Consider the following 24,433-nt stretch of genomic DNA (forward strand, 5'->3'; position numbering starts at 1 on the left):
TTTTGATGCTGGGCGCGCAGAAAAGCCTTCTCACCCTGCTCAATCATCTGATCCGCCAAGCTTGGGTACGACGCAGCACACCGTGAGACAGCGCCATGTGCAAAAACCGCGCCACCACATTTGTATACAAGATCATCATTCCCATCGCCGCCGCCGGGGCGATGTCGCCTGCGTCATCCATGTTCAGCACCGCGATCGAGGCCAGCGCCGTCTGGCTGGAATAGATGAACACCACAGCCGACACCGTCGTCATCGCGTTCACAAACAGATAGATCATGATGTCGAGGATAGCAGGCAGGCAGATCGGCACAGTGACCCGGCCAAACAGCCGCCAGAACGGTTGGCGCATTGAGGTTGCAACCGATTCAAACTCTGGGTCGATCTGCTTCAGCGCGGTCAGGGCGGTCAGGTGGCCGACGGTGTAGAAATGCGTGACTGTCGAGACGACAAGGATCGCCATCGTGCCGTAAATTGCATTCAGCGGGTTCGCTGGGTTATTGAAGAAGAAGATATAGGCAAGGCCCAGCACCATGCCAGGAATGGCCATCGGCAGCATGGCAAGAAACTGGAACAATCCGCGTGCAAAATGTGATCCGTCCAGCTTTTCAACCATGTAGGCCCCAGTGAACACCACAACCGTTCCGATCACCGCTGTCAGCGCCGCAAGCTGGATCGAGTTCCAATAGGCCGACCAGCCGCCGCCATCCATCTTGTCGAAAGCAAAGTTCTTCAGGCTTAGGCTCATGTCATAGGGCCAAAAATTCACCAGCGCGGCCAGTTGGCAAGTGCCGATCATTAGCAGGATGAAGCCTGCAATCAGGGCGCACCAGCCAAGGCAAAGTGCGTCGAACCCAGGGCGCGGCTTCGGCGCGTAAGGAACCGAGCGGGCCGAGAGTTGCGAGACCTGCTTCTTCTGCACCTGACGGTCGATCACAAAGGCCAGCACTGCGGGGATCAGCAAAATGACAGAGACAACCGCCCCCATTTCGAAATTCTGCTGCCCGACGACCTGTTTGTAGATGTCGATCGCCAGCACGCTGTATTGGCCGCCGATCACCTTAGGCAGACCAAAATCGGTGATCACCAGCGTGAACGTCACGAAAGCAGCCGAAATCAGACCATAGCGCGCGCCCGGGATCGTCACCGTCCAGAAGGTGCGCCAGCGGCTGGCACGCAGGGCCTCGGCAGCCTCATACTGCCGCTGATCCGCGATGGCCAAGGCGGTGGAAATGATGATGAGCGCGTGGGGGAAGGTGAAGAACACCGACCCGATCACGATGCCAAGCGGGCCGTAGATCGAATGCCCCATCAGCAGGTCTTTCAGCAACCCCTGATTGCCGAACAGATAGATCAGCGCGATGCCCGGCAACAGCGAAGGCACCAGAATGGGCATCATGGCGATCAGTTTCATCGCGCCTTTGAACCGCATACAACTGCGGCTGATCGCATAGGCAAAGCCGAAGGCAAAGCTGACGGTCAGCACCGTGCTGACCAAGGCGATAAACAGCGAGTTCTCGATCGACCGAAACAGCGTCGGGTTCGAGAAATACGCGACATAGTTCTGCACACCGATGGTCGAAACCGGGCGCAGGTTGATGCGGCGGAAGGTGTTGCTGTCGTATTCCTGCCAGTCCGCTGCCGTGACCAGATCAAGACCCACCAGCCAAGGCGCGTCATCCAGCGCCCGCATCCGGTATTTCACTGGGCTGCGAAAGCTGAGGTTGGGGAACAACTCGACCACCGACAATCGGCCTTCTGAGGATGTGCGCAGATCATCAGGGCCAAAGCTGTTCAGCGTCGCGTTCAGCGCGGCAGCAGTGGTAGGCGGGCCGAAAGTGCTGCCAGTCTCGTCGCTGACTTGAAACTCATAGCGGGCGAGATCGAACCCATAGGTCACGAAGGATTTCGACAGCATGGTGTAAAGCGGCAGCGCCAGCGCCACGATCAGGTAAAGCGCGATCACCAGCATGAAGCCACGTTTGACCAGCCCATCCCGGTCGATCTTCAACGTCACATCGCGACCCGGCAGGATCCAGTCAGCTGCGGTCATCTCATGCGCCTTTCGGAAAGACGAGCACACGCTCGGCGGGAAGTTCCACGGTCAGCTTGCTGCCTTCGGACAGATCAAGCCGCCGCACGGCGTTCATCGAGAAATTAGCCACCAGCGGTGTCTCACCCAACTCCGCGCTGCGCAGATGCATCCGCCAAGACGAGCCGAGGAATTCCTGCGCTGAAATCGTCACTGGCAGATGGTTGGGCTTGGGCACGACCTCGTGGCCAGCGGAATGGGGCAGAATATCTTCGGGGCGAATTGCCACCATAACCGCTTGCCCGTCTGTCAGCCCCGGCACTTCGGTGTTCAGCACCCGACTGCCAAGGGTGATGGCGCCATGCTTGTAGTGACTGGCGATGCGATTGGTTTCGCCGATGAAATCCGCCACAAACAGCGTAGCCGGGTGGCGGTAAATCTCGGTTGGGGTGCCAATTTGTTCGATCAAACCATGGTTCATCACGACGATGCGGTCGGCCATCGACAGCGCCTCCTCCTGATCATGCGTCACCATGATCGTGGTCACGCCCAGCTTGCGCTGCAACTCTTTGATCTCGTGGCGCAGATGCACGCGGACCTTGGCATCTAACGCCGAAAGCGGCTCGTCCAACAATAGAAGCCCCGGATTGATTGCGATGGATCTTGCCAATGCGATGCGCTGCTGCTGGCCGCCAGAAAGCTGCGATGGATAGCGGTCGGCCTTGTCGGGTAGCCCGACCAGCTCTAACAACTCTGCGACCCGCTTGGTGATTTCAGCCTTGGGACGCCCGGTGTTTTCCAGACCGAAGGCGACGTTCTTGGTCACGGTCAGGTTGGGAAACAGCGCGTAGGATTGAAACACGATGCCATAATCCCTCTTGGAGGCGGGCAAGTTCGATATGTCGCGACCGTCTTGCAGGATATGCCCGCGCGTCTGCGGCTCAAGCCCGGCAATGGCGCGCAGAAGCGTGGTTTTGCCGCAGCCAGATGGGCCAAGGAAGCAGATGAATTCGCCCTTGCAGATCTGTAGCGACACATCACGCAACGCCGCGAAATCGCCGTAGATCTTCCAGAGGTTTTCAATGCGGAGATAGTCGTCGGTCACTGGCGTTTTCTCCGGCACGGTGGAAAGGTTTGGTGAAATCATGGCGTTCATACTACTGCTCCGATCGGCTGGGGCGTGGGCCTGGCTAGGCCCACGCGCTTGTCAGATGCTTAGGTTTTTGGCTCGCTTTTGTTGTCATAGCGCTTCGACCATTCGGCGAGGATCTTGGCGCGGTTGTTTGCAGCCCATTCGAAATCGTTCTTGATCATCTTGCTTTCGGCATCGGCCGGGTAGTTCTCGAGGGGCTTGGCCACACCGGGCATCGCCAGAACGGCGTAGCCCTCGTTGTATTCTTTCATCGCCGCCGCAGAGATTGACCAATCCACCAGCGTCTGGGCTGCCTCAAGGTTTGTGGTGCCGCCGATGATCGCAGCAGCTTCAGTATCCCAGCCCAAGCCTTCGGACGGAGTGATCACCTCAATCGGTGCGCCGTCGGATTTGGATTTCGCACCGCGGAAGTCGAAGGACACGCCGATCACGGTTTCACCGGCTGCGGCCATTTTGCAGGGCTTGGAGCCGGAATGGGTGTAGCTCGCCACGTTGGTGTGTAGGCGGTTCATATAGTCCCAGCCCTTTTCCTCGCCGAAGGTTTGCAGCCAGGCCGAGACGTCCAGAAAGCCCGTACCGGATGAGGCCGGGTTCGGCATCACGACATGGCCCGCATATTCCGGCTTGGTCAGGTCTTCCCAACTGGTCGGTGGCGTCAGGCCCAGTTTCGCGCCCTCAACCGTGTTGTAGCAGATCGCAGCCAGCCAAGCGTCAAGGCCAACCCAAGACGGCGGCGTGTCGGAGTCGACAAAACGAGCGTCCAGTTTTTCCACCCCAACGGGGGCATAGGGCTCCAGCATGCCTTCGGTCTTCAGAACCAGCAACGAGGTGGCGGCCAGACCCCAGACCACATCGGCACTGGGGTTGTTCTTTTCGGCCAGCAGTTTCGCGGTCACAACGCCAGTGGAATCGCGCACCCAGTTGACCTTGATATCAGGGTGTTCGGCATTGAAGGCTGCGGCATAGCGCTCAAGGAATTCGGCCTCGAATGCGGTGTAGACGGTCAGTTCGGTTTCGGCGTGGGCCGCAAAAGCGCCAAACACTGCAATGGCGGATGAGAGCAAGAAGGTTTTTCCGGTCATGTCTGATTTTCCCGTTGGATATTCGTTGGTTTTGATCGGCGGCCTTGTTCGACCACACGTCGATTTTCTGAGGTCATGGCCTGGTTCGTGACCAGCGCTAAACTCCATGGTGTTAGGGTGGGGGGATGACAGTTGATAAGTAAAATCTATTATTTTTATGAAAATATCGACAAAAACGATGTAAATTTTCAACTGCTTGCAATGGTCATCACGCCGACAGAAACCACCGCAGCGGCCAGCAATCTGGCTGCGATGGGGCGCTCGCCAAACCACAGAATCCCGATCAGCGCGGCGAAAATGACGCTGGATTCTCGCACCGCAGACACCGCGCCAAGTGGCGCTATAGTCTTGACATACAACACAATTCCATAGGCACTTACCGCCGCTATGCCGCCAATGGCACCGATGCCCAGCACACGCGGACTGAAGCCACCACCCGTCTGTCTGCGGATAAGCGCGATGGTCAGCGGCACGGGAAATTCCAACAGGAAAAGCCAACCCATATACGAGAAAGCATTGCCCGATCTTCGCACGCCGATGCCATCGGCTACAGAATAGGCAGCAATGAGCATACCAAGGCAAATGGCGAACAACACCGCTGCCCGCGAGGCCTGCACCGCCCCCTTTTGTAGCGCCAGAATAGTGACCCCAACTGAGACGCAAGCAACCCCAATCCAGCCCAATGGCGCAAGGGATTCGCCGATCAGCGCCACGGCAGACAGCGCCACCACCGCCGGGGCCAACCCGCGCGAGATCGGATAAACTTGGCTTAGATCTCCCAGTCGGTAGGCGCAGAAAAGCAGGATATAATAGCCGTAATGCAGCAGGGTTGAGGCCGCGATTGACGGCCAACTGGCGATGGCAGGCAGTGGAAAACTCAGCACCAGTATCAGCCCCAGAACCGCGTGCGCCGCCGACACCGCCGCCAGAACCCCAGCGCGATCATCCATCGCCTTGACCATCGCGTTCCATCCGGCGTGCAGCAGAGCGGCGAAAAGCACGAGGGCAAGCGCAGTTGGCGTCATGGGACAGTCTTTCGGGCAAATGGAAGAAAGTGGCGGAAATTGAAAAGGCGAGCCCTACCGGACCCGCCTTTGGTCTGATTCACGCTGCCGTCACGCCCAAGGCAGCGAGAATGTCTTGACGTTGGTGAAGCTTTTCATCGCCTCAATCACGCCTTCCTTATAGCCGTTGCCGCTGTCTTTGATGCCGCCGAAAGGAGACATCTCAATCCGGTAGCCGGGGACTTCCCAGACGTTGACGGTGCCTACCACCAAGCCTTTGATATAGCTCTGCATGCGGCGAAAATCGTTGGTGCAGACACCCGAGGACAAACCAAATGCGGTCGAGTTCGAGATCCGCATCGTCTCGATGTCATTGTCCGGCACACGGACGATGGGAATGATCGGACCGAAGGTTTCCTCCATCACCAGCTCGCTTTCGTGACGGACGTGATCAACCACGATGGGCGGCAGCAACGCCCCTTTGCGACCGGGATGGTAAAGAATCTTGGCACCCTCGGCTTCGGCCAAATGCACGCGTTTCTCAAAAACCTCCGCCGCGCGAGCATGTACGACGCAGCCAAGTTCGGTCGCGGGGTCCATCGGATCACCAAAGCGCAGGGCCTTGGCACGTTCCAGCACCAAGGGCACGAAACGGTCGGCGACGCTTTCCTGAACCAGAATGCGCTTCACCGCCGTACAGCGTTGGCCCGAGTTCTTCGTTGCCCCGGCCACCGCCAAATCGGCAGCCTTGGCAAGATCAGCATCGGACAGATCGTTGCAGATGATCAGCGGGTCGTTCCCCCCCAGTTCCAGCACCTGACGTTTGTAGACCGCTTTGGCCGCAATCATCTTGCCCACCGGCACGCCGCCGGTGAAGGTGATCAGATCAAAATCGGGGTTAGTGATCATCTCATCCCCGATATCTGCGGGCCAACCGGTGACGACAGACAGCATTTCTGGCGGCAAGCCCGCTTGATAGATCGCATCGGCCAACCACAGGGCGGTCAGCGGTGTGAGTTCGGTGGGCTTCACCACAATGCAGTTGTTGGTCGCGATTGCAGGTGCAATCTTGTGGCTGACCATGTTCAGCGGATGGTTGAACGGTGTGATCGCAGAGATCGCCCGCAGCGGCTCACGCGTGGTGAAGATCTTGCGCTGCTTGCCATGAGGTGTGAGGTCACAGGAAAAGATCTCGCCATCGTCATGGATGCACATCTGCCCGGCGAGGGTATAGACGTCATAGGAGCGCCCGCATTCGTAGAGCGCATCCGCCAGCGAAATACCAAGTTCCGCCGTGATGATCGGCGCCAGTTCTGCTTTGCGCTCGCTGATGATGCGGGCGACGTTCAACAGGATCTTCTGCCGCTCATAGCGCGTCAGGGTTGGTTGATAGGCGCTCGCGATGGCAAAGGCTTCGCGCGCGTGCTCGGCGGTGCCCGCTGGAACAGTGCCGATCAGTTCATCCGTCCAAGGGTAGTGGACCGGCACGCGGTCCACGGTGTCAACTTTGCGGCCTGCGATGCGCATGCTCTCGTGCCGGATTGCGATGGGAGGGGATCTTTTCAACATATCACACCTCAGAGCGCCGCGGCGGTGCAGGCAAAGAAGAAGGCATCAAAGTTGCGCAGCACCGGCGCGGTCGGCAGATCCACCACACGGTTGACGATGAAGGGCACGATTTGCTCAGTCAGGCCACCGTGGCTGCGCAGCGGCTCGTTCAGCGCGGCAAGATCATGGCGGTGCGCCGATGTGCCCAGCGTCATGTTCTCACCCGAGATCATCACGATATCGCCGATCCGGTCGCCGGGCAGTTCAAAGCGGCGCATCGCTTCGGCCTTATCGACCACCAGTGTCATCTCGGGAATGGCGGCGAGTTCGGCGATCACCGCCGCCTGGTCGGCGCTTTCCGGCAGATAGGCGGTGGCGAAAGAGCCAAGTGCGCCATGATGCACCACATAGGGGTCGGTGATCGGCAGGATCACCCGTGCTGCATCTTTGCCCAACATGACATCCAGCTTGTCCTGCACATAGATCACCGCGGGCGAACCATCGGCGAGATGTTTTGGCTTCATGCCATGGTCGGCGGTGACGACAATCGCCGCACCCAGCGCGTCCAACTGCGCCAGATAGAGGTCGAACATCTTGTAAAAGCTCTGCGCCTCGGCCTGTTCGGGGGCGTATTTGTGCTGCACATAATCGGTGGTGGTCAGATACATCACATCCGGCTTCCAGTCGCGCAGCAGCTTAACCCCGGCGGCAAAGACGAACTCTGACAGATCGGCAGAGTAGACCTCCGGCACCGGCATGCCAAGCCAAGCACTGGCGTTGTTGATGCCGTTTTCCGCAAGCGTGGCTTTATCCGACCGCTCTGCCGAAAAGCAGATCGCGCGGTCTTCGTCAAAGCGCAGGCCAGCCCCCAGCAGCGCGCGCAGCTTGTCTTTCGCGGTGACGACCGCGACGCGGGCGCCGGCATTATAGAACTGGCCAAAGACGGTTGGCGCGCGCAGGAAGCGCACGTCGTTCATCATCACCTCTTTGCCGGTTTCCCGCTCGTAGAGATAGTTGCCGCAGATGCCATGCACCGCAGGCGGGCGGCCCGTCGCAATCGACAGGTTGTTGGGATTGGTGAAGGACGGGATCACCGAATGGGCCAGCCGGTCGGTGCCCTGCTCGCGCATCCGCTTCAGTGTCGGCATCAGGCCCTTGTCGATGGCCACCTCCAGATAGGCTGGCTCGCAGCCATCAAGGCAAATGGCGATGGCAGGCACCTTTGGCCAGGGGTAGGTCCGGTCATTGGCGACGACGGGGGGGCGGGAATGGGCGTTCATCTGGGTATCCGTTCTATGAGGTTTGGATCAGGCGGCAAGTTTTGCGCGTTCTGCGATGGCTGCAGCCGGGGGCGCGGCCGTATCGACGCCCATTTCAGTCAGCGCCTCGGCGGCGGCCGTAACCACCCGACGCATGATATGTTCATCCATCCGGCCGATGCAGCCGACGCGGAAGCTGTCCACAACCGTCAGCTTGCCCGGATAGATGATGAACCCTTTGTCCTTCATCAGGCTGTAGAACGTCGAGAACACGAATTTCTCATGCGCCGGATTGAAGAAGGTGACGATGATCGGTGACAGCCAGCGGTCAGCCAACAGGGTTTCGAACCCAAGATCACGCATCCCGTCGACCATCACATCGCGGTTCCGGGCATAACGCGCGCCCCGGCCTTCGACGCCGCCTTCGACAGCATGAAGCCGCAGCGCTTCAAGGAATGCGGCCACAACATGGGTGGGGGGTGTAAAGCGCCATTGGCCGGTTTTGACCATGGCCGCCCATTGCGCGTGGACATCAAGGCTGAGCGAATGGGCATTGCCTTTTGCCGCCTCAAGCGCTGATTTGCGGGCGATGACAAAGCCAAAGCCCGGCACGCCTTCGATACATTTGTTGGCAGAAGATACCATCGCCTCGTAGCGGATGCGGTTCACATCCAGATCGACCGCACCGAAAGCTGACATCGAGTCGATCAACAGCTTGCGGCCACAGGCGGCTACAGCCTCGGCAATCTCCGCCACCGGGTTCAGGATGCCCGAGGAAGTTTCGCAATGGATGGCGATGACATGGGTGATAGCGGGATCAGCCTCCAGCGCTTGCCGCACCTCAGCGCCACGCGGCGGCAGGTAGTCGCCCTTGTCAATCAAGGTGAAGGCGCGGCCCATCACCCGCAACGTTTCGGCGGCCCGCAGCCCGTAGGCACCATTGGCCAGCACCAGCACCTTGCCGTCACGGGGCACCATTGTCCCCAGCATCGCTTCAACCGCGAAAGAACCGGACCCCTGCATCGGCACGCAAACAAACGCACCACTGGCATCGCCAGCCAACGCAATCAGCTGATCGCACAGGGATTTTGTCATTGCACGGAAATCACCGTCCCATGACCCCCAATCACGCAGCATCGCCTCTTTGACGCTGTATGCGGTGGTCAGAGGGCCTGGGGTCAGCAAGAAAGGTTCGCCCAGACGGGGATCGGGAAAGGTGGAATTGGCAGGGGTCATGACGGCCTCATTGGGTTTGATGCGACTTTCTTAGACAAGGTTCCCACGCGCCAGATCATATGTAAAATCGTTAATAAAGATAAGATCATAGATTAAATCGTTAGATTGCGGGATCCGTCAACCGACTTTCCAGCAAGTGGCCCGTCTCGGCCAGAATGGGATAGGCGACCTTGACCAAAAGCGAATTCACTTCTTTCAACGCCCGCACGATCTCCATGTGAATGTCGCTGGTCTCGATGCTGTGCACGTTGCCCGACCGCAGCCGCGCGATGTGGCGATTGTGAAGATCGCGCTCAATTTGCCGCAGACCGGCCTTTTCAGCCACCAGTTCGCGCGCACTGTCGAGATTGCCAGAGACCAGCACATTCTGCGCAATCTGCATGTTCGCCATGACACGGGCGTGCAGGTTGGTCAGCTCTCGCCAGCCCTCATCAGAAAAGCGGACGCGCAGCCGCGCCTTGTCAGCGGCCTGAGACAGCAGGTTCTTCGCGATGATGTCCCCAATGGCCTCGAAATCAATCGCAAGGCCCGCCAGTTCCAAGCCGCGCCGCGCCTCATCTTCGGTCAGCTTGCCGCGATTAACCTCTGCAACGAACAGCTTTATGTCGGTGTGGCGTTGGTTCACCTCCTCATCCATCCGGCGGATGTTGAGAATTTGGCGCTCGTCACCGGCTTCCAGAATATCCATCACCGGGCGCAACATGCGTTCCAAGGCTTCGCCCATCCGCAACAATTCGCGCCGCGCGCTGGCCAAAGCCAGATTGGGCCGGGTGATCGAGCCTCGGTCAAGTGCGCTGCGCCACGCGCCCGAAGTGTCGGAGTTTTCCACAGGGGTCGGCAGCAGCGTTGCTGTCAGCCTTTCCATCACGCCCGCAAACGGGAGCGCCACGATCAAAATGCACAGGTTGAACAGAACATGAAAGTTCACCAACTGCACGCCCGCGCCGCTGCCCAAACGATCCAGCGGCTGCGGCAGCACCTGAAGCAGCACCAAGGCGATGACAGCGCCCGCGCCCCTGAAGATCAGGTTTGCCAAGGGGATGCGCCGTTCGGGCAGACCCGCGCCTCTGGTCAACCACACCGCAACCATCGCGCCGCCAAGGTTCGCCCCCAGCACCATCGGGGCAGCCGCCTCGACCGGCAACACGCCGTTTGCCGCGAAGTTGGCAAAGATCAGCAGCGTGGCCACCGAGGAGTGCAGCCCCCACGCCAAAACAGCCGCCACGGCAAAGGCGGTCAGCGGATCATTGGCAAGCCAGCCTGCGATCTGCGGCAACACTGCGCTTTCTCGCAGCGGCGCGGTTGCATCGCCAACCATACGCAGCGACAGCAGGATGAAGGCGATGCCCAACACGACCCGCCCCAACTGACGCAATTGCCGGTGTTCAAACTTCAGAAACAGCGTAGCACCCGTCAGCAACAGCACCGGGATCAGTTCCCGCAGATCGAACGAAAACAGCTTGACCACCACGGCCGAGCCGAGGTCAGCCCCCAGCAAGGCGGCGATGCCCGCGCTGACACCAATGATGCCAGATGCAGAGAAGCCGACCGCTAGGACGCCGACCGCCGTGGCACTTTGCAGAACGATTGCCAGCACCGCGCCAGCAAACGCCATCCCCGCTGTACTTCCCCCGGCCTTGCGCATGGCCGCACGCAATTCCGCAGCCCAAGCGCGTTCTACCCCCGTGCGCACCATGCGGACCGCCCACAAAAGCAACATGACTGCGGCGGCAAGATGCATCAGAATAAGGAAAGGGTGCATTGGCGAGCTCCGGCAAATGATCCGCCAAGAAACGCCGTTGCCATCTATAAATCAAATCGTTAGTTTCTATTGTATCATAGATTTTACAGGTGCCGCATGCGCTATGTCCAGCTTCGTGCCTTCCATTATGTCGCGATCTGCGGCGGATTTTCCCGCGCGGCAGAAGAATTGTTTCTGACCCAGCCGGCGATCTCTGACCAAGTCCGCAAGCTGGAAGAAGAAAACGACATTCTGCTTTTCAACCGCGTGCGCAAGCAGGTGACGCTGACGGCTGCGGGCGAACAGCTTTTGCAGATCACCCGTCGGCTGTTTGATAGTGAACAGCAAGCCATTGATTTTCTGTCTGAAAGCCGGGCGCTGCAATCGGGCAATCTGCGCATTGTAGCCGACAGCGCGCATCACCTGATGCATATCCTTGTGGCGTTCCGCAAACGCTATCCCGGCGTGCGGATATCGGTGCGCGCTGGAAACACCGAAACGGTTGTCGCCAGCCTGCACAGCTATGAGGCCGATCTTGGCATTCTGGGCGAGATGCCCACCTTGAAGAATTTCGACTGCCAGTTGCTCAGCTCGTCGCCGATCATCGCCTTCGTTGCCATCGGTCATCCCCTGGCAAACAAGACACGACTGACCTTCGCAGAGCTTGCCAATCATGCATTGGTGCTGCGCGAACGTGGCTCCAAGACACGCATGAAACTGGAAGAGGCCGCGCGCGCCGAGGGTCTAGAGCTGAAACCCACCATAGAGGCCGAGGGTCGAGAGGCGGTGCGCGAAATCGTGGCCTCTGGGGCTGGCATCGGTTTTGTCTCGTTGGCAGAATTTGGCGAGGACAAGCGGCTTGTTCCGATCCGGCTTGATCCAGAGGATCAAATGATGATGGATGAAGCCCTGATATGCCTTCACGAACGGCGTGGTTCCAAACTTGTCCGGGCGTTTTTTGACATCGCAAAGCAGGGTGCGGCGGGCCAAACCTGAAGCTCGGCACGAAGGCAAAAGCCATCGGCATGGAAATCAGCTTTACTGCCGTTTCAGCGGGCCCAAGCTGGCAGCCATACGCGCGACCATCTCTTGTCCGGTATCATTTGGTCGCATGGCAGGCGCTCGATCCTGAATGTCTTCACCAGTGCGCGCGGCGTAAAGACGTTTGCCGTAGCAGATCAGATGCTCCACCCCCTGCATCGTCGCCACCACGGCGGGCAGCATTGCGGCATAGGTAGTCTCGGCTGTAGCTGTGTCTCCCCGACGATGTGCGTCATAGGCAGCAACTGCGTAGTCGATACAATCGGGTGCGAGGATCAGACCCCGACAGCCAATGCGGAAGTTGTCCAACATCTCCAAACCTGCGCGGCCGTTGAACACTGGCAGTCTTCCGCCCGTCGCGGCGATGACACTGGCGATATCGGTCACCGGCCCTTCACCTTTGATCGCGCGGATGTTGGGGTGCTGGCCCACCAGATCGGCAATCTCGGCGGCACTCAAGCCGCGCCCCATGAAGGCGGGCGCGTTCTGGATGGCAACGGGGAGGGTTGTGGCCTCGGCGACCCGGCCAAAGAAACGGATGTATTCTCCCGCACCATAGCTGCCAACCATCGGCGGTTGCAGGATCACCCAATCAGCCCCGACACTTTCGGCGTGCTTGACCTGTGCCACCTGCTCGGCCACAGAAGCGCCAAAAATGGTGAAAGCCAGCGGCACCGCGCCTGCGGTATCTTCTGCCACCCAATCCATCACCGTGCGGCGCTCTGCCTCGGACAGTTTGGCAACCTCTGTGGCAAGGCCGAGGGCGGCCATGCCATGCACGCCCGCGGCAAGACAGTGCTGCACCTGCCTGCGCATCGCGGCGCGGTCCAGCCGTTCATCGGCATCAAACAGCGCGTAGAGAATGGTGTGAATGCCATGCAACTGATCGGTCGAGAAATCGCGCATCACTTTACCAATCTGCAATCGAACCATCGGCATGACGCCAGACCGGTGCCCGCCAAGCGTGGCCTTCCGCCGCGCGCGCGATCACAACGGCTTCATCCACCTCAATGCCCAAACCGGGCCCCATCGGGATCGGCAGGAATCCCGCCTCCACTTTGAAGCGGCTTTCGGGGGTCAGATAATCGTTCAGATCGCCGCCTTGATTGTAGTGGATACCAAGGCTTTGTTCCTGAATGACCGCGTTGTAACAAATCGCATCGACTTGCAGACAGGCCGCCAGCGCAATCGGCCCCAGCGGGCAATGCGGCGCAAGGCCAACATCGTAGGCTTCGGCCATATGACCGATCCGCACCATTTCCGAGATTCCGCCGACATGGGCGGTGTCAGGGTTGATCAACCCTGCCGCGCGCTTTTCAAACACTGGGCGGAAGTCGTAGCGCGAGTGCAGACGGTCGCCAATGCACAGGGTGATCGAGGTTGATCGCGCAAGATCTGCCAGCACATCGACATGCGCCGAAACCACCGCATCCTCGACAAACATCGGGCGCAGATATTCCATCTCTTTCAGCAGCACCTTGGCCATCGGGGCATGCACTCGACCGTGGAAATCGAAAGCCAGATCCATCGCCGGGCCCACCGCATCGCGCAAAGCCCCAACGCGGGCGACGATCTGATCGACCTTGCGATAGGTGTCGAAGTATTGCAGTTCCTCGGTGACATTGAATTTGCAGGCGTCATAGCCCGCCGCGATCAAGCCCTGTGCATCTTCGATCAGATTTTGCGGCCGATCACCGCCGATCCAGCGGTAACTGCGCACCCGGTCACGCACCTTGCCACCCAGCAACGCGTGGATCGGCTGGGCGTAAGCCTTGCCCTTGATATCCCACAACGCCATGTCGATGCCGGACATCGCACTCATCAACACCGGACCGCCGCGATAGCAGCCGTTGCGGTAGATCATCTGCCAGGTGTCTTCGATCAGCATCGGATCGCGGCCGATCATCACCGCCTCTAGCTCGCGGATCTTGGCGGCAAGAGTTTCGGCATGGCCTTCCAGCACCGGCTCTCCCCAGCCCACAATGCCTTCGTCGGTTTCGATTTTCAGAAACAGCCAGCGCGGCGGGAAGACAAAGCTCTTCAGTGCAGTGATTTTCATCGACTCTATCCGTGTTGCAGGGTGCTGAGGCCGCCATCGACTGTCAGGCAGCCGGCTTGTCGAAATGCCATGCCATCGTGGTCGAACAGGTTTGGCCGTTGCCCGGCTCTGTTGCGCAAATCGGCTGACGGCCGGACTTCCCCTTATCCCGGACAGACTTATCCCACGGCCTTTGTGACGGGGATGCCGAGCGCGGTGAAGCCGTTCAGCACGGCGACACGAACCTGGAACTCCGCCACCTGACGGTCGAAGTCGCGCGCCATGAGGCGCTGGCCCAGCAGTTTCACACAATGCATCTTGGTTTCGACGCGGCTTCGACGGTGGTAGCCACTCCATCGTCGCCAGAGCGCACGGCCGAGGTATTTCGATGCCCGCAGTGCCTCGTTGCGCGCGACCGCACCTGCCGTGATCGCCTTCCACGGCTTGGCGTTCTTGCAGGGCGGTATGACGGCATTGGCCCCACGTTCGGCAATGGCATCATGGCACTTTCGGGTGTCGTAGGCGCCGTCGGCCGCTACACTGGCTATGTCCTGATCGGTGGGGATCTGGGCCAATAGTTCGGGCAACATGGGGGCATCGCCGATATCGCTGCTGGTGACCTCGACTGCCCTAACCTCCAGTGTTTCCTCGTCGATCCCGAGATGGACCTTTCGCCAGACCCGGCGCTTGGGACCGCCATACTTACGTGCGTTCCACTCACCTTCACCCTCGACCTTGATCCCGGTGCTGTCGATCAGCAGGTGTAGCGGACCCTGCGATCCCCGATGCGGGAGGTTAACGGCCAGCGTCTTCTGGCGGCGGCTCAGCGCGCTGAAATCCGGCACATCCCAGTCCAGGCCAATCAACCGCAGCAGGCTCTCGACGAACCCGGTCGTCTGCCGCAGCGCCATCCCGAACAGGGCTTTCATCGTCAGGCAGGTCTGGACGGCGGCATCGCTGTAAATGGGCTGTCGCCCCCGCTTGCCTGTCGGCTGCGCCGCCCACGACATGTCAGGATCGAACCAGATCGTCAGCGATCCACGGCGCTTGAGCACCTTGTTATACGCGGGCCAGTTCAGGGTCTTGTAGGTCAGTGTGTTCGGTCTGCTCATCCACCACAGCTATCACGCTGGATTCACAAGATGAATCCTTGGCAGGATTTGTGCAACAGAGCCGTGCAAAGGCAGCGACTGCCGGGCTCACGATCAGCAACGACAAAGATTTGCTAGCGGCTATCATCGGGGGCAAGTCCAACCCGCGCGCGGACAGTCGCTGGGTTGATCTTCGGCATTGGGACGATGGGGGCGAGTGCGAAATCCAGCGCGTCGTCGTGGACCTTCCGCCTGGGAGCGATGTTGCATAGGCCGAAGGTCGCGCCTGAGTTAGCTTCGTTCAAATCGAACGGCTTGCCCGCCGACTGCTTGAGCAGGACGAGGAGGTTTGCTTTCGTGATCGTCTGACCGTTCCTGCCACCGCTAACGGCGTAGCCCGCTGCGGTCGAGTAGATGGACAAGGTGACATGCCTTGGCGATGAGCAGATCGCAGTGGCGAAAATTATTTCGAGCCTTGCGGAACCTGACCTCCCGCTGATCGTTACTGAGAGGATAGCCGAAATTCGAACCTAGCATTGACGGCTAATAGTTTCGATGCGTTCATGAAATCAAACTGTACCCAGCTGGAGGCTAGGCATGACCACTCTGACCGTGAACGGCAAAGAGGTGACGGTTGATCTTGATCCCGACACTCCCCTGCTTTGGGTCTTGCGCGATGAGTTGCGCCTGACAGGAACGAAATTTGGCTGTGGCGTCGCGCAATGTGGCGCGTGCACAGTCATGCTCGACGGCATGCCGCGAAGATCTTGCATCACCCCGATCTCAATGGTGGATGGCAGCGAGGTTACCACAATTGAGGGCATGCGAGGGCCCGAAGTGACTGCAGTTCAGGCGGCTTGGGCCGGGATTGACGTGCCGCAGTGCGGTTGGTGTCAATCGGGTCAGGTGATGTCGGCGACGGCCTTGTTGCAAATGATTTCTAGCCCAACCGATGAGGACATCGACAACGCGATGGCAGGCAACGTCTGCCGCTGTGCTTCTTATGTCCGCATCCGCGAAGCGATCCACACCGCTGCCAAAACGCTGGAGGGTTAAGCCATGACCACACAAAGCAAAGGCTTTCAAGCCACCCGCCGGAGCTTTTTGGCGGGGGGTGCGGGCCTGACACTGGCCTTGATGCTGCCGCTGGGGCGCGGTCGGGCTGCGGCGCAGACGACAGCCCCTTTCGCGCCAAATGCATTTATCCGCATTGGCACCGATGACACCGTGACGGTGTTGATCAAACACATAGAGATGGGTCAAGGGCCCTACACCGGGCTTTCAACGCTGGTGGCAGAAGAACTCGATGCCGGTTGGGGCCAGATGCGGGCCGAAGCGGCACCTGGCAATGACGCGCTTTATGCCAACCTTGCCTTCGGGGCGCAGGGCACTGGCGGGTCCACCGCGATTGCCAACAGCTATATGCAGATGCGCAAGGCCGGCGCCACCGCCCGGGCGATGCTGGTTGCTGCTGCCGCCGCCCAATGGGGCGTGCCTGCCGCCGAGATCACTGTGTTGCAGGGCATGGTCTCTCATGCGGCCAGCGGCAAATCCTCGGGCTTTGGGGCGCTGTCACAAGCGGCCGCAACAATGGAGATGCCCGCTGACCCGCCAGTAAAAGATCCCGCTGCGTTCACACTGATCGGCACCGACCGTCCGCGTCTGGATACCGTGGCCAAGTCGAACGGCACTGCACAGTTCACCATGGATGTCTATCGTGACGGGATGCTGACGGTGCTGGTGGCGCATCCACCGAAATTCGGTGCGGTGGTGGCAAGTTTTGACGACAAGGCGGCTTTGGCGGTTCCGGGTGTGGAAATGGTCCGCCAGATCCCAAGTGGCATCGCAGTTTATGCGACCGCAACCTACGCCGCGATGAAGGGGCGTGAAGCGCTGAGCATCACTTGGGATGATAGCAAGTCTGAAACCCGCAGCTCGGCAGAGCTTTATGAGATGCTGTCAACCGAGGCGAAAACCGGCGGGCGGGTGGTCGAGGAAAATGGCGATCTAGCTGCACTGTCAGGTGCTGCCATGTTGCATGAGGCCGAATTTCGCTTTCCTTACCTTGCCCATGCCCCGATGGAGCCGTTGGATGCGGTGATTGAGGTTAAGGCAGGTAAGGCCGAGATGTGGTTTGGCAGCCATTTTCCCACCTTTGACAAACCTACCGCTGCAGCAGCTTTGGGGATGAAGCCAGAGGATGTGTCGATCAACGTGCTGCTGGCCGGGGGATCATTTGGGCGTCGCGCCCAAGGCTCTGCGCACTTAGCCGCCGAAGCCGGGGAGATCGCCAAGGCAGCTGGCCGCGACGGCTGTTTCAAGCTGGTGTGGACGCGCGAAGACGATCTGCGTGGCGGTTATTACCGCCCGATCACCGTCCACCAGATGCGGGCAGGGCTGGATGCAAATGGTGCTCTGATTGGCTGGGAAAATACCGTCGCCAATCAGTCGATCATGGCTAGCACACCGATGGCTGGGTTTATGAAAGACGGGATGGATGCCACGTCCTATGAGGGGTCTTACGATCTGCCCTATAAGGTTGGCGCCCACCGGATTGGCTGGGCGCAGGCGCAAAGCCCGGTACCAGTGCTGTGGTGGCGCTCGGTCGGCCATACCCACACCGCCTTCGCGGTTGAGGTGTTTTTAGATGAATTGCTGGAGAAATCCGGCAAAGACCCGGTGCAAGGGCGGCTCGATCTGCTTAAGCCTGAGGCGACCCGCGAACGCGGCGTGATTGAGGCGGTGGCAAAATTGGCTGGCTGGAAGGGCCGCACGGCGGATGGCAAAGGCTATGGCATTGCCATGGCAAAAAGTTTTGGCACCTATGTGGCTGAAATCGTCGAGGTTGAAGATAAGGGTGGCTTCCCCAAGGTCACCCGCGTGTGGTGCGCGGTGGATTGCGGTGTGGCCGTGAACCCCAACATCATCCGCGCGCAGATGGAGGGCGGCATCGGCTACGCGCTTGGCACCGCTTTGTTCAATGAGATCACGCTGGAGCCGGGCGGCACCGTCGCGCAGAGCAATTTCGACCGCTACCGCATGTTGCGCATCAATGAGATGCCAGCGGTAACAGTTGAAATTATCGCAAGTGCGGCGGATCCGACTGGGGTGGGCGAACCAAGCGTTCCAGCACTTGCCCCGGCTTTGGCCAACGCATGGCGCGCGCTGACCGGCACGGCCACCTATCAGTTGCCTTTTGCCGCTGCAGTGTCGTGAAAGGACAGCCAATGAAAACCACTTTTCGCGCTTTCGCCGCACTGCTGCTGATTGGCCTGCCAGCCACGGCACAAGAAACTCTGCAACCACCCGCTTCGTTTGACAACATCCCCGACCAAACTGCGCGCTCTGCGGCGCTTTTTGAAGAGATGGGTAAGGTTCTGCAAAGCCCGCGTTGCTTGAATTGCCATCCTGTGACGGGCGGGCCGACGCAAGGCGACGATATGCACGCCCACATGCCCCCTGTCGTGCGGGGTGAAGCAGATTTTGGCGCAGCGGGAATGAACTGCACCACCTGCCACGGCAGCAAGAATGTAAAATTTGCCACCGGACCGGGTAGTATTCCAGGGCATGAGCCTTGGATGTTGGCACCGGTTTCGATGGGCTGGCTGGGTCTCAGCCTGTCTGAAATCTGTGTTCAGTTGAAAGATCCTACACGCAACGGCAATCGGGATATGGAGGCATTGTATGAGCACAACGCCACCGATGGACTTGTCGGATGGGGATGGGCGCCCGGCGAAGGGCGAACACCAGCCCCCGGCAGTCAGGCCGAGTTCGCCGCTTTGACGCGCGCTTGGATTGATACCGGATCAGCCTGCCCAAAATGACCTGTCACCACTGTCGGGATTGATCAGATCTACAGGATGCAGCCCAACGTCTCTTTGCTGTGTAGACGCGGCTTTTTCGCTCTGCAGAGAGTCCGCTTAGGTCGCATGCATTTTGCATATGCCGGACCGTCGTCAGGCAGCTATCTGCCCAAAACACCTAAGTATGACGAGAAATGTGGGATGTAATCGTTGCCGGGCTGGCCGAAGACCGGGTGGAGCTGGTGGACAGGAGGATTGTCCTAGGCCTGCCGAAACCCTTCCAATCGTCGTCCTGCATGGAGCAAGGGCCGGATCGTCAGCCAGAAGCGACCCTTGACGCCGCAGCATGTCTGGTCCACCCGAGTTCGGCTCGAGATGATGGCTAACAAGTGTGACTTGGCCCTGTTCAATGCTGCCATCGACAGCAAATTGCGCGGCTGCGATCTCGTCTGTCTGAAGGTGTGAGGTGTATTTGCCGCTGGCTGCGTCAAGGAGCAGACCTCAATCACGCTGCGCAAAACTGGCAAACCCGTTCGGTTCGAATTCACAAAGACGTCCAGGCAGTCGCTGGAAAGTTGGATCGCGGATCCTGTGTTGATCGGCTCAGAGAATGTATGGCCTAGCCGTTTGCACGCGAGCCCCACCTATCCGCGGCAATATGCACGCATCATGCGCGAATGGGTCACCTCCATCAACCTTGAGCCCATTGCTTACGGCACGCATTCAATGCGGCGAACCAAGGTGGCGGCTACTCGACGGTGCAGATCAGCGCTTGCATGCTTGAAAAGCAGTTTTTCGTAACACGCGTGGCATCCAACGCCGATCCGGCTGACAGGGCTGATTTTTCCAGCGCCGTCGCCTCTCGGTGACCGCAGAAGCTCGCGATTTGGAAACAAGCGCCTTACTTGCCTCCTTTCTGGCTCCGTCGTCGTAAGGGCCGGGTCGATGGCATGCCGCAGCTCGACAAAGGATCGAACAGACCGCCGCACGCAAAACACTGCAGCCCCCCATTTACGGGCGACGCTGCCCTTGCGGTCATGCGAGATCGTCGCCCGGATATGGCGAAAAAATCTCGCGCGAATCGAAGTAATATCGGAATGAACTTCGGCACCTCGAACACCGTTATCAACGCCGTCTCGATGCGGCGCGGGGCGCCGCAGCTGGCAGAAAAGAGCACGTTCTGAACGCACTGGCAGAAAAACCGTCCAAGCCTACAGGACGAAGTCGGTGGCCTGCAGGGCGTAGTTCGACACGACCAGAACCCTGAAATCGCTGAATCCGTCTCCGTTGACATCGCCCTCGACCAGAGTTCCCAGGAGATTGGTCGAGATGCTGAGGTCGCCCGCCGAGGCAAAGAAGGGCTGGGAGGCGTTGAAGTGGAAGGTCTGGTTGCCAGTCAGCGAGCTGTCAGCATCAATGGCCGAAAGGTCGATCTTGTCAACGCCCTTGACGAAATCCATCACACGATCGAGGCCCGACATCGGCGCGTCGGCGAGCGTGGTGAAGATGAACCGGTCAGCTCCGTCGCCGCCATAAAGCAGGTCGATCCCGACATCACCCCGCAGTTGGTCGTTGCCTGCCCCACCATAGACCTTGTCGTTGCCGTCGCCGCCCCAAACCCGGTCATTGCCGCCGTCGCCTGTGAGCGTGTCGTGGCCCGCCTCGCCATAGATGAAATCATCGCCGGTACGGCCCATGACGCTGTCATTGCCTGCCCCAGCATAGGCGAAATCGATGCCGATGCCCGCATCTATGATGTCGTCGCCATCACCGCCATAAGACCAGTCGTCGCCGGACCCCGCCATCAGGCTATCGTTACCCGTGCCGCCATAAAGCCGGTCGGCATCGTTGCCGCCGTCCAGCGTGTCATTGCCGACTCCACCCTCCAGCCAGTCCAGGCCGCCCGCGCTGCGGACCTCGTCGTTTCCTACGCCGCCGGTGACAGTGTCGTCGGCGGCATTGGTGAAGATCACGTTGGACAGGCCGTTTCCGGTGACGGTGCGAGCCGCGCCGGTGCTGTCAGCCGAAAGCGTCAGGTTCTCGATCGCGTAGAGGTTCGAGCGGGTCATATCGACGTTGGTATAGCGCAGGTCCAGCGTGTCGGTGCCCGAGTCGGAATACTCGAAGATGGCATTGGCAGATTCGGTGTTCCACGACCGGATGACATAGGTATCATCGCCCGTGCCGCCATACAGCTTGGCCGAGCGGGCAAAATTCAGGATCAGCGTGTCGTCGCCCTCGCCACCGGACAGCACATCGCCCTTACCGTAGTAGGCGTCCAGCGTGTCATTGCCGGCCATTCCACGCAGAACGTCGCGGACGATAGAACCGAGCATGTTGTTGCCGGAGGCATTTCCGGTCACCTCGACGCCCAGCACGGTGTCGTCGATTTTGTTGTCCCAAGTGATGCGGTCATCCTGAGCGTTCGTGTTGTTGGCAATCAGGTTCTCGACATTGGCTGCCATGACGAAACCCGACCAGCCGGTCGAAAGCTCGATCGTGTCGGTGCCACCGGCAGCGCCGGCATCTTCGTGGATGATGGCATCTGCCGTGCCCATGGTGACCGCGCGGACATCGTTGTAGCGCAACAGGACATAGGTGTCGTTGCCCGCCCCGCCATAGATGTCGGTTTCGCCACTGCCCCGGAGCACGACCGTGTCGTTGCCTTCGCCGAGATAAAACTTCTGATCCGCGTAGAACGCCCCGCCATCGTCGATGATGAAGTCATCGCCGGACCCGACATCGATGTAGGTATTTCCAGCCCCCGACAGAAGGGTGTCATTGCCCTCGCCAAGATAGAAGCGGCTGATCCCCCCGGTCGAGACGACGTTGTCGTGGCCACCAAAGGTATAGACCGTATCGTTGCCATCGCCGACCCAGACATAGTCGGCCTTAACTGTGTCACCGTAATAGGTGTCGTCGCCGTCGGTTCCAGTATATGCGGGCATGTCGCTTCTCCAATCGTTTCGGCGGGCACCTAGTGTGCCGCTCTTACGGAGAAATTGCCCCTACCAAGTTTCAGAATGATTTCAGAAGGCGGGACTCGTGTTTCAATTGTTGCAGATCGAAGGGTTGCGAAGAAAGCCTCTGCCGAAGCCTGTCATCAGTGCCCGTAGAACAGTTGCGTACCGCCCGCGAACACTCGGCCGTTGCGGCCTGCTGGCGTCGAACCAAGCGCATCTGGGCGTTCAGCTTCTCTTGGGACATTCGAAGTTGGACTGCACCGCGAGATGCCTTGGCGGTGATCTCGACGATGCGCTGACCTTGTTGTAGGGCATCGATCTCTAGTCCACGGACCGTACCGCGTGGCCCTTTGCATTCGCCCCGGTCGTGGCGCTCTCAAAGCGGACATTATCTGTCTGGAGCGCCAACCGATGCATGGATGCAGCCGCTTGCGCCTCAATGGCACCATTCGTCTCCGACTGTCTTATCCCAACATCTCCGGCAGAGCTGACGCGCGGACACAGTGCCATGAAGGCCAAATTTCTGGCAATTTTGGTCAATCCGAACAGGCTTGCACCGATCTTGAAGGAGGTCGTCGCTGCATGCGCCAAGAAACAGCGCAAGACGGCCATCGAGGTGCTCCTGAGTTTTTATGGCAAGCGCGAACCGATCTCGGCACTGCTTGCGAAAGGCATCCCCAAGGACAGGTTCGCCGCGCAACAAATGAAACAACTCAGTTGTTCTGCAGCCGTCCAATTGAAACATCCACGACCGAAAAGCAGCGCATCAGGCAGCGCAACGCTGTCGCATGAAACCGAAGGGATATCCAATGAGCGCTCCGATTACACGGTTCCCCATCATGGCCATTGTCGGCCAAGACGGCAGTGACTGGGTTGCAATCAAAACCATCGAAGGCGAGTCCCACGAATACAATCTGGACGGTGCCTCCAACAGTGCAGACAATGTCATCTCCTACGACTTCAACCTGACCGGGTCGAAAACCTGGTGGGTCCCCGGTGCCGGCACGGTCTGGGGCGACATCGGCTGGGCCATTGACGGTGAGGGCGGCAACGACAAGATCACCGGCTATACGCTGGAAGACTGGCTGCGCGGCGATACCGGCAATGACAGCCTTTACGGAATGGGCGGGCGCGATTTCCTTGAAGGTGAGACCGGCAATGACAAACTTTATGGTGGCGCCGATGGCGACTATCTTTATGGCGGCACCGAGAATGACAGCCTTTACGGCGATGACGGTGGGGACCATCTGGATGGCGGCGCGGGAGACGACTGGCTGAACGGTGGTGCCGGCAATGACAAGCTGGCCGGCGGTGCGGGCAATGACATGTATCGCATCGACAGCAAGTCCACCGATACCATCGTCGAAACGGCCGACGGCGGCATCGACACGATCTATCTGTCGCAGAACGCCTATGTGTTGGGGGCGAACCTCGAAAACATCATCACCGACGCCAATATCGTGTCGTCGGTGACGCTGACCGGCAACGAACTTGCCAATGTCATCACCGCAGCGCAGGGCGCGGATTACATCTACGGTCTGGCAGGCAACGACGTGTTGAACGGCGGCAGCGGCGCAGATCAGCTGTTCGGCGGCTATGGCAACGACAGCCTGTTCGGCGGCTATGGCAACGACAGCCTGTTTGGCGGCAGCGGCGTCGACAAGCTGAATGGCGATGCTGGTCACGACTACCTTGACGGAGGCGAGGGTGCCGACGTGATGACCGGCGGCACGGGCAATGACACTTATATGCTGGACGCGGCTGGCGATCAGGCTGTCGATGCGGCAGGTGGGGGCACCGATACCGTGCAAAGCCTGCTGGCAGAGACCACGCTGGCCGCCAACATCGAAAATCTGCAAATGTTCTTTGCCGGCAGCGGCGAAGGTTACGGCAACGCGCTGAACAACGTCATCACCGGCAGCGTCTGGAACGTCTTCATCGACAGCGCGGCGGGCAATGACACTATCTTCGGCAGCTTCGGCAACGATACCGTACACGGCGGTCTTGGCAATGATGCCGTCCAAGGCGAGACCGGAAACGACCGGGCCTACGGCGACGATGGCGATGATGTGGTCTCGGGCGGCGATGGCAGCGACTGGGTCTATGGCGGTGTCGGCAATGATACGGCGCAAGGTGACGCTGGCAATGACTTCGTGTTTGGCGATGCTGGCAATGACTCGGTTGCGGGCTGGGAAGGCAATGACGCGCTTTATGGCGGCACCGGCAATGACAAGGTCACCGGCGGCTATGGCGATGACAAGCTCTACGGCGGCACGGGTGCTGACATGCTTACGGGCGAATACGGTGTTGATTTTCACCCAGAACTGAGCCGGTTTTTTCACCGAGAAGTGAGCCACCTCTGATTATGGATTTCGGTTCATGCAGGGGTCAAGCTGTGTGTTGTTTCCTTCTTTTTCTTGGCGGCGGATGCGGCAGCGGAGCTGG

General features: G+C 59.5%; 21 protein-coding genes. 8 read left to right on the forward strand and 13 right to left on the reverse strand.

The window, feature by feature from the left end; translation table 11 throughout:
• Positions 1-43 precede the first annotated feature (43 nt).
• The 8 genes from U1A24_RS02990 to U1A24_RS03025 all read right to left on the reverse strand — a co-directional run bounded on the left by U1A24_RS02990 (position 44) and on the right by U1A24_RS03025 (position 11,073).
• The gene (locus U1A24_RS02990; RefSeq protein ID WP_322320504.1) at positions 44-2,050 is read right to left on the reverse strand and encodes a putative 2-aminoethylphosphonate ABC transporter permease subunit; all 2,007 of its coding nucleotides are present in this window, start codon (positions 2,048-2,050) and stop codon (positions 44-46) included.
• Between the two features lies 1 nt (position 2,051).
• Positions 2,052-3,185, reverse strand: a complete 1,134-nt coding sequence (locus U1A24_RS02995; protein ID WP_322320505.1) for a putative 2-aminoethylphosphonate ABC transporter ATP-binding protein — start codon at positions 3,183-3,185, stop codon at positions 2,052-2,054.
• A 59-nt stretch (positions 3,186-3,244) separates the two neighbouring features.
• Positions 3,245-4,264, reverse strand: coding sequence for a putative 2-aminoethylphosphonate ABC transporter substrate-binding protein (locus tag U1A24_RS03000; protein ID WP_322320506.1), 1,020 nt, complete (start codon positions 4,262-4,264; stop codon positions 3,245-3,247).
• 188 nt (positions 4,265-4,452) lie between these two features.
• Positions 4,453-5,289, reverse strand: coding sequence for an EamA family transporter (locus tag U1A24_RS03005; RefSeq protein ID WP_322320507.1), 837 nt, complete (start codon positions 5,287-5,289; stop codon positions 4,453-4,455).
• Between the two features lie 90 nt (positions 5,290-5,379).
• Positions 5,380-6,837 carry a phosphonoacetaldehyde dehydrogenase gene (gene phnY / locus U1A24_RS03010; RefSeq protein ID WP_322320508.1) on the reverse strand — a complete coding sequence of 486 codons (1,458 nt, stop codon included), beginning with the start codon at positions 6,835-6,837 and terminating at the stop codon, positions 5,380-5,382.
• 8 nt (positions 6,838-6,845) lie between these two features.
• Entirely contained in the window at positions 6,846-8,096 is a 1,251-nt protein-coding gene (gene phnA, locus U1A24_RS03015) for a phosphonoacetate hydrolase (RefSeq protein WP_322320509.1), read from the reverse strand.
• Between the two features lie 27 nt (positions 8,097-8,123).
• The gene (locus U1A24_RS03020) at positions 8,124-9,311 is read right to left on the reverse strand and encodes a 2-aminoethylphosphonate--pyruvate transaminase (RefSeq protein WP_322320510.1); all 1,188 of its coding nucleotides are present in this window, start codon (positions 9,309-9,311) and stop codon (positions 8,124-8,126) included.
• 100 nt (positions 9,312-9,411) lie between these two features.
• Positions 9,412-11,073 carry a Na/Pi cotransporter family protein gene (locus U1A24_RS03025; RefSeq protein WP_322320511.1) on the reverse strand — a complete coding sequence of 554 codons (1,662 nt, stop codon included), beginning with the start codon at positions 11,071-11,073 and terminating at the stop codon, positions 9,412-9,414.
• Positions 11,074-11,169: 96 nt separating this feature from the next.
• Here U1A24_RS03025 and U1A24_RS03030 point away from each other — a divergent pair, with 96 nt between their 5' ends.
• Entirely contained in the window at positions 11,170-12,048 is an 879-nt protein-coding gene (locus U1A24_RS03030) for a LysR substrate-binding domain-containing protein (protein ID WP_322320512.1), read from the forward strand.
• Positions 12,049-12,090: 42 nt separating this feature from the next.
• Here U1A24_RS03030 and U1A24_RS03035 read toward each other — a convergent pair whose 3' ends face one another.
• The 4 genes from U1A24_RS03035 to U1A24_RS03050 all read right to left on the reverse strand — a co-directional run bounded on the left by U1A24_RS03035 (position 12,091) and on the right by U1A24_RS03050 (position 15,644).
• On the reverse strand, positions 12,091-13,032 hold the full coding sequence (locus tag U1A24_RS03035) for a dihydrodipicolinate synthase family protein (protein WP_322320513.1): 942 nt from the start codon (positions 13,030-13,032) through the stop codon (positions 12,091-12,093).
• Positions 13,004-14,152 carry a galactonate dehydratase gene (gene dgoD, locus U1A24_RS03040; protein ID WP_322320514.1) on the reverse strand — a complete coding sequence of 383 codons (1,149 nt, stop codon included), beginning with the start codon at positions 14,150-14,152 and terminating at the stop codon, positions 13,004-13,006. Before dgoD ends, U1A24_RS03035 begins: the two co-directional genes overlap by 29 nt.
• Positions 14,153-14,310: 158 nt before the next feature.
• Entirely contained in the window at positions 14,311-15,243 is a 933-nt protein-coding gene (locus U1A24_RS03045; RefSeq protein ID WP_322320515.1) for an IS5 family transposase, read from the reverse strand.
• A 113-nt stretch (positions 15,244-15,356) separates the two neighbouring features.
• Positions 15,357-15,644, reverse strand: a complete 288-nt coding sequence (locus tag U1A24_RS03050; protein WP_322320516.1) for a hypothetical protein — start codon at positions 15,642-15,644, stop codon at positions 15,357-15,359.
• A gap of 175 nt (positions 15,645-15,819) precedes the next feature.
• Here U1A24_RS03050 and U1A24_RS03055 point away from each other — a divergent pair, with 175 nt between their 5' ends.
• From U1A24_RS03055 to U1A24_RS03075, 5 genes are all read left to right on the forward strand, one after another.
• Positions 15,820-16,278, forward strand: coding sequence for a (2Fe-2S)-binding protein (locus tag U1A24_RS03055; protein ID WP_322320517.1), 459 nt, complete (start codon positions 15,820-15,822; stop codon positions 16,276-16,278).
• Positions 16,279-16,281: 3 nt separating this feature from the next.
• Complete coding sequence (locus U1A24_RS03060; RefSeq protein WP_322320518.1) at positions 16,282-18,438, forward strand: xanthine dehydrogenase family protein molybdopterin-binding subunit; 2,157 nt, start codon at positions 16,282-16,284, stop codon at positions 18,436-18,438.
• A gap of 11 nt (positions 18,439-18,449) precedes the next feature.
• Positions 18,450-19,046 carry an Isoquinoline 1-oxidoreductase subunit gene (locus tag U1A24_RS03065; protein WP_322320519.1) on the forward strand — a complete coding sequence of 199 codons (597 nt, stop codon included), beginning with the start codon at positions 18,450-18,452 and terminating at the stop codon, positions 19,044-19,046.
• A 173-nt stretch (positions 19,047-19,219) separates the two neighbouring features.
• Positions 19,220-19,411 (forward strand): hypothetical protein, encoded by a 192-nt coding sequence (locus tag U1A24_RS03070; RefSeq protein WP_322320520.1) that lies wholly within the window; start codon positions 19,220-19,222, stop codon positions 19,409-19,411.
• Between the two features lie 672 nt (positions 19,412-20,083).
• On the forward strand, positions 20,084-20,209 hold the full coding sequence (locus U1A24_RS03075; RefSeq protein ID WP_322320521.1) for a hypothetical protein: 126 nt from the start codon (positions 20,084-20,086) through the stop codon (positions 20,207-20,209).
• 27 nt (positions 20,210-20,236) lie between these two features.
• On the opposite strand, the gene U1A24_RS03080 is transcribed toward U1A24_RS03075, so the two are convergent.
• A complete protein-coding gene (locus U1A24_RS03080; RefSeq protein WP_322320522.1) occupies positions 20,237-21,973 on the reverse strand; it encodes a calcium-binding protein in 1,737 nt (578 codons plus the stop codon).
• 523 nt (positions 21,974-22,496) lie between these two features.
• Here U1A24_RS03080 and U1A24_RS03085 point away from each other — a divergent pair.
• On the forward strand, positions 22,497-22,856 hold the full coding sequence (locus U1A24_RS03085) for a hypothetical protein (protein ID WP_322320523.1): 360 nt from the start codon (positions 22,497-22,499) through the stop codon (positions 22,854-22,856).
• Positions 22,798-24,351 carry a calcium-binding protein gene (locus tag U1A24_RS03090; RefSeq protein ID WP_322320524.1) on the forward strand — a complete coding sequence of 518 codons (1,554 nt, stop codon included), beginning with the start codon at positions 22,798-22,800 and terminating at the stop codon, positions 24,349-24,351. Before U1A24_RS03085 ends, U1A24_RS03090 begins: the two co-directional genes overlap by 59 nt.
• The last annotated feature ends 82 nt before the right edge of the window (positions 24,352-24,433 follow it).

Source organism: Cypionkella sp. (genome assembly GCF_034376685.1).
In the GTDB taxonomy this organism is placed as follows: Bacteria; Pseudomonadota; Alphaproteobacteria; order Rhodobacterales; family Rhodobacteraceae; genus Cypionkella.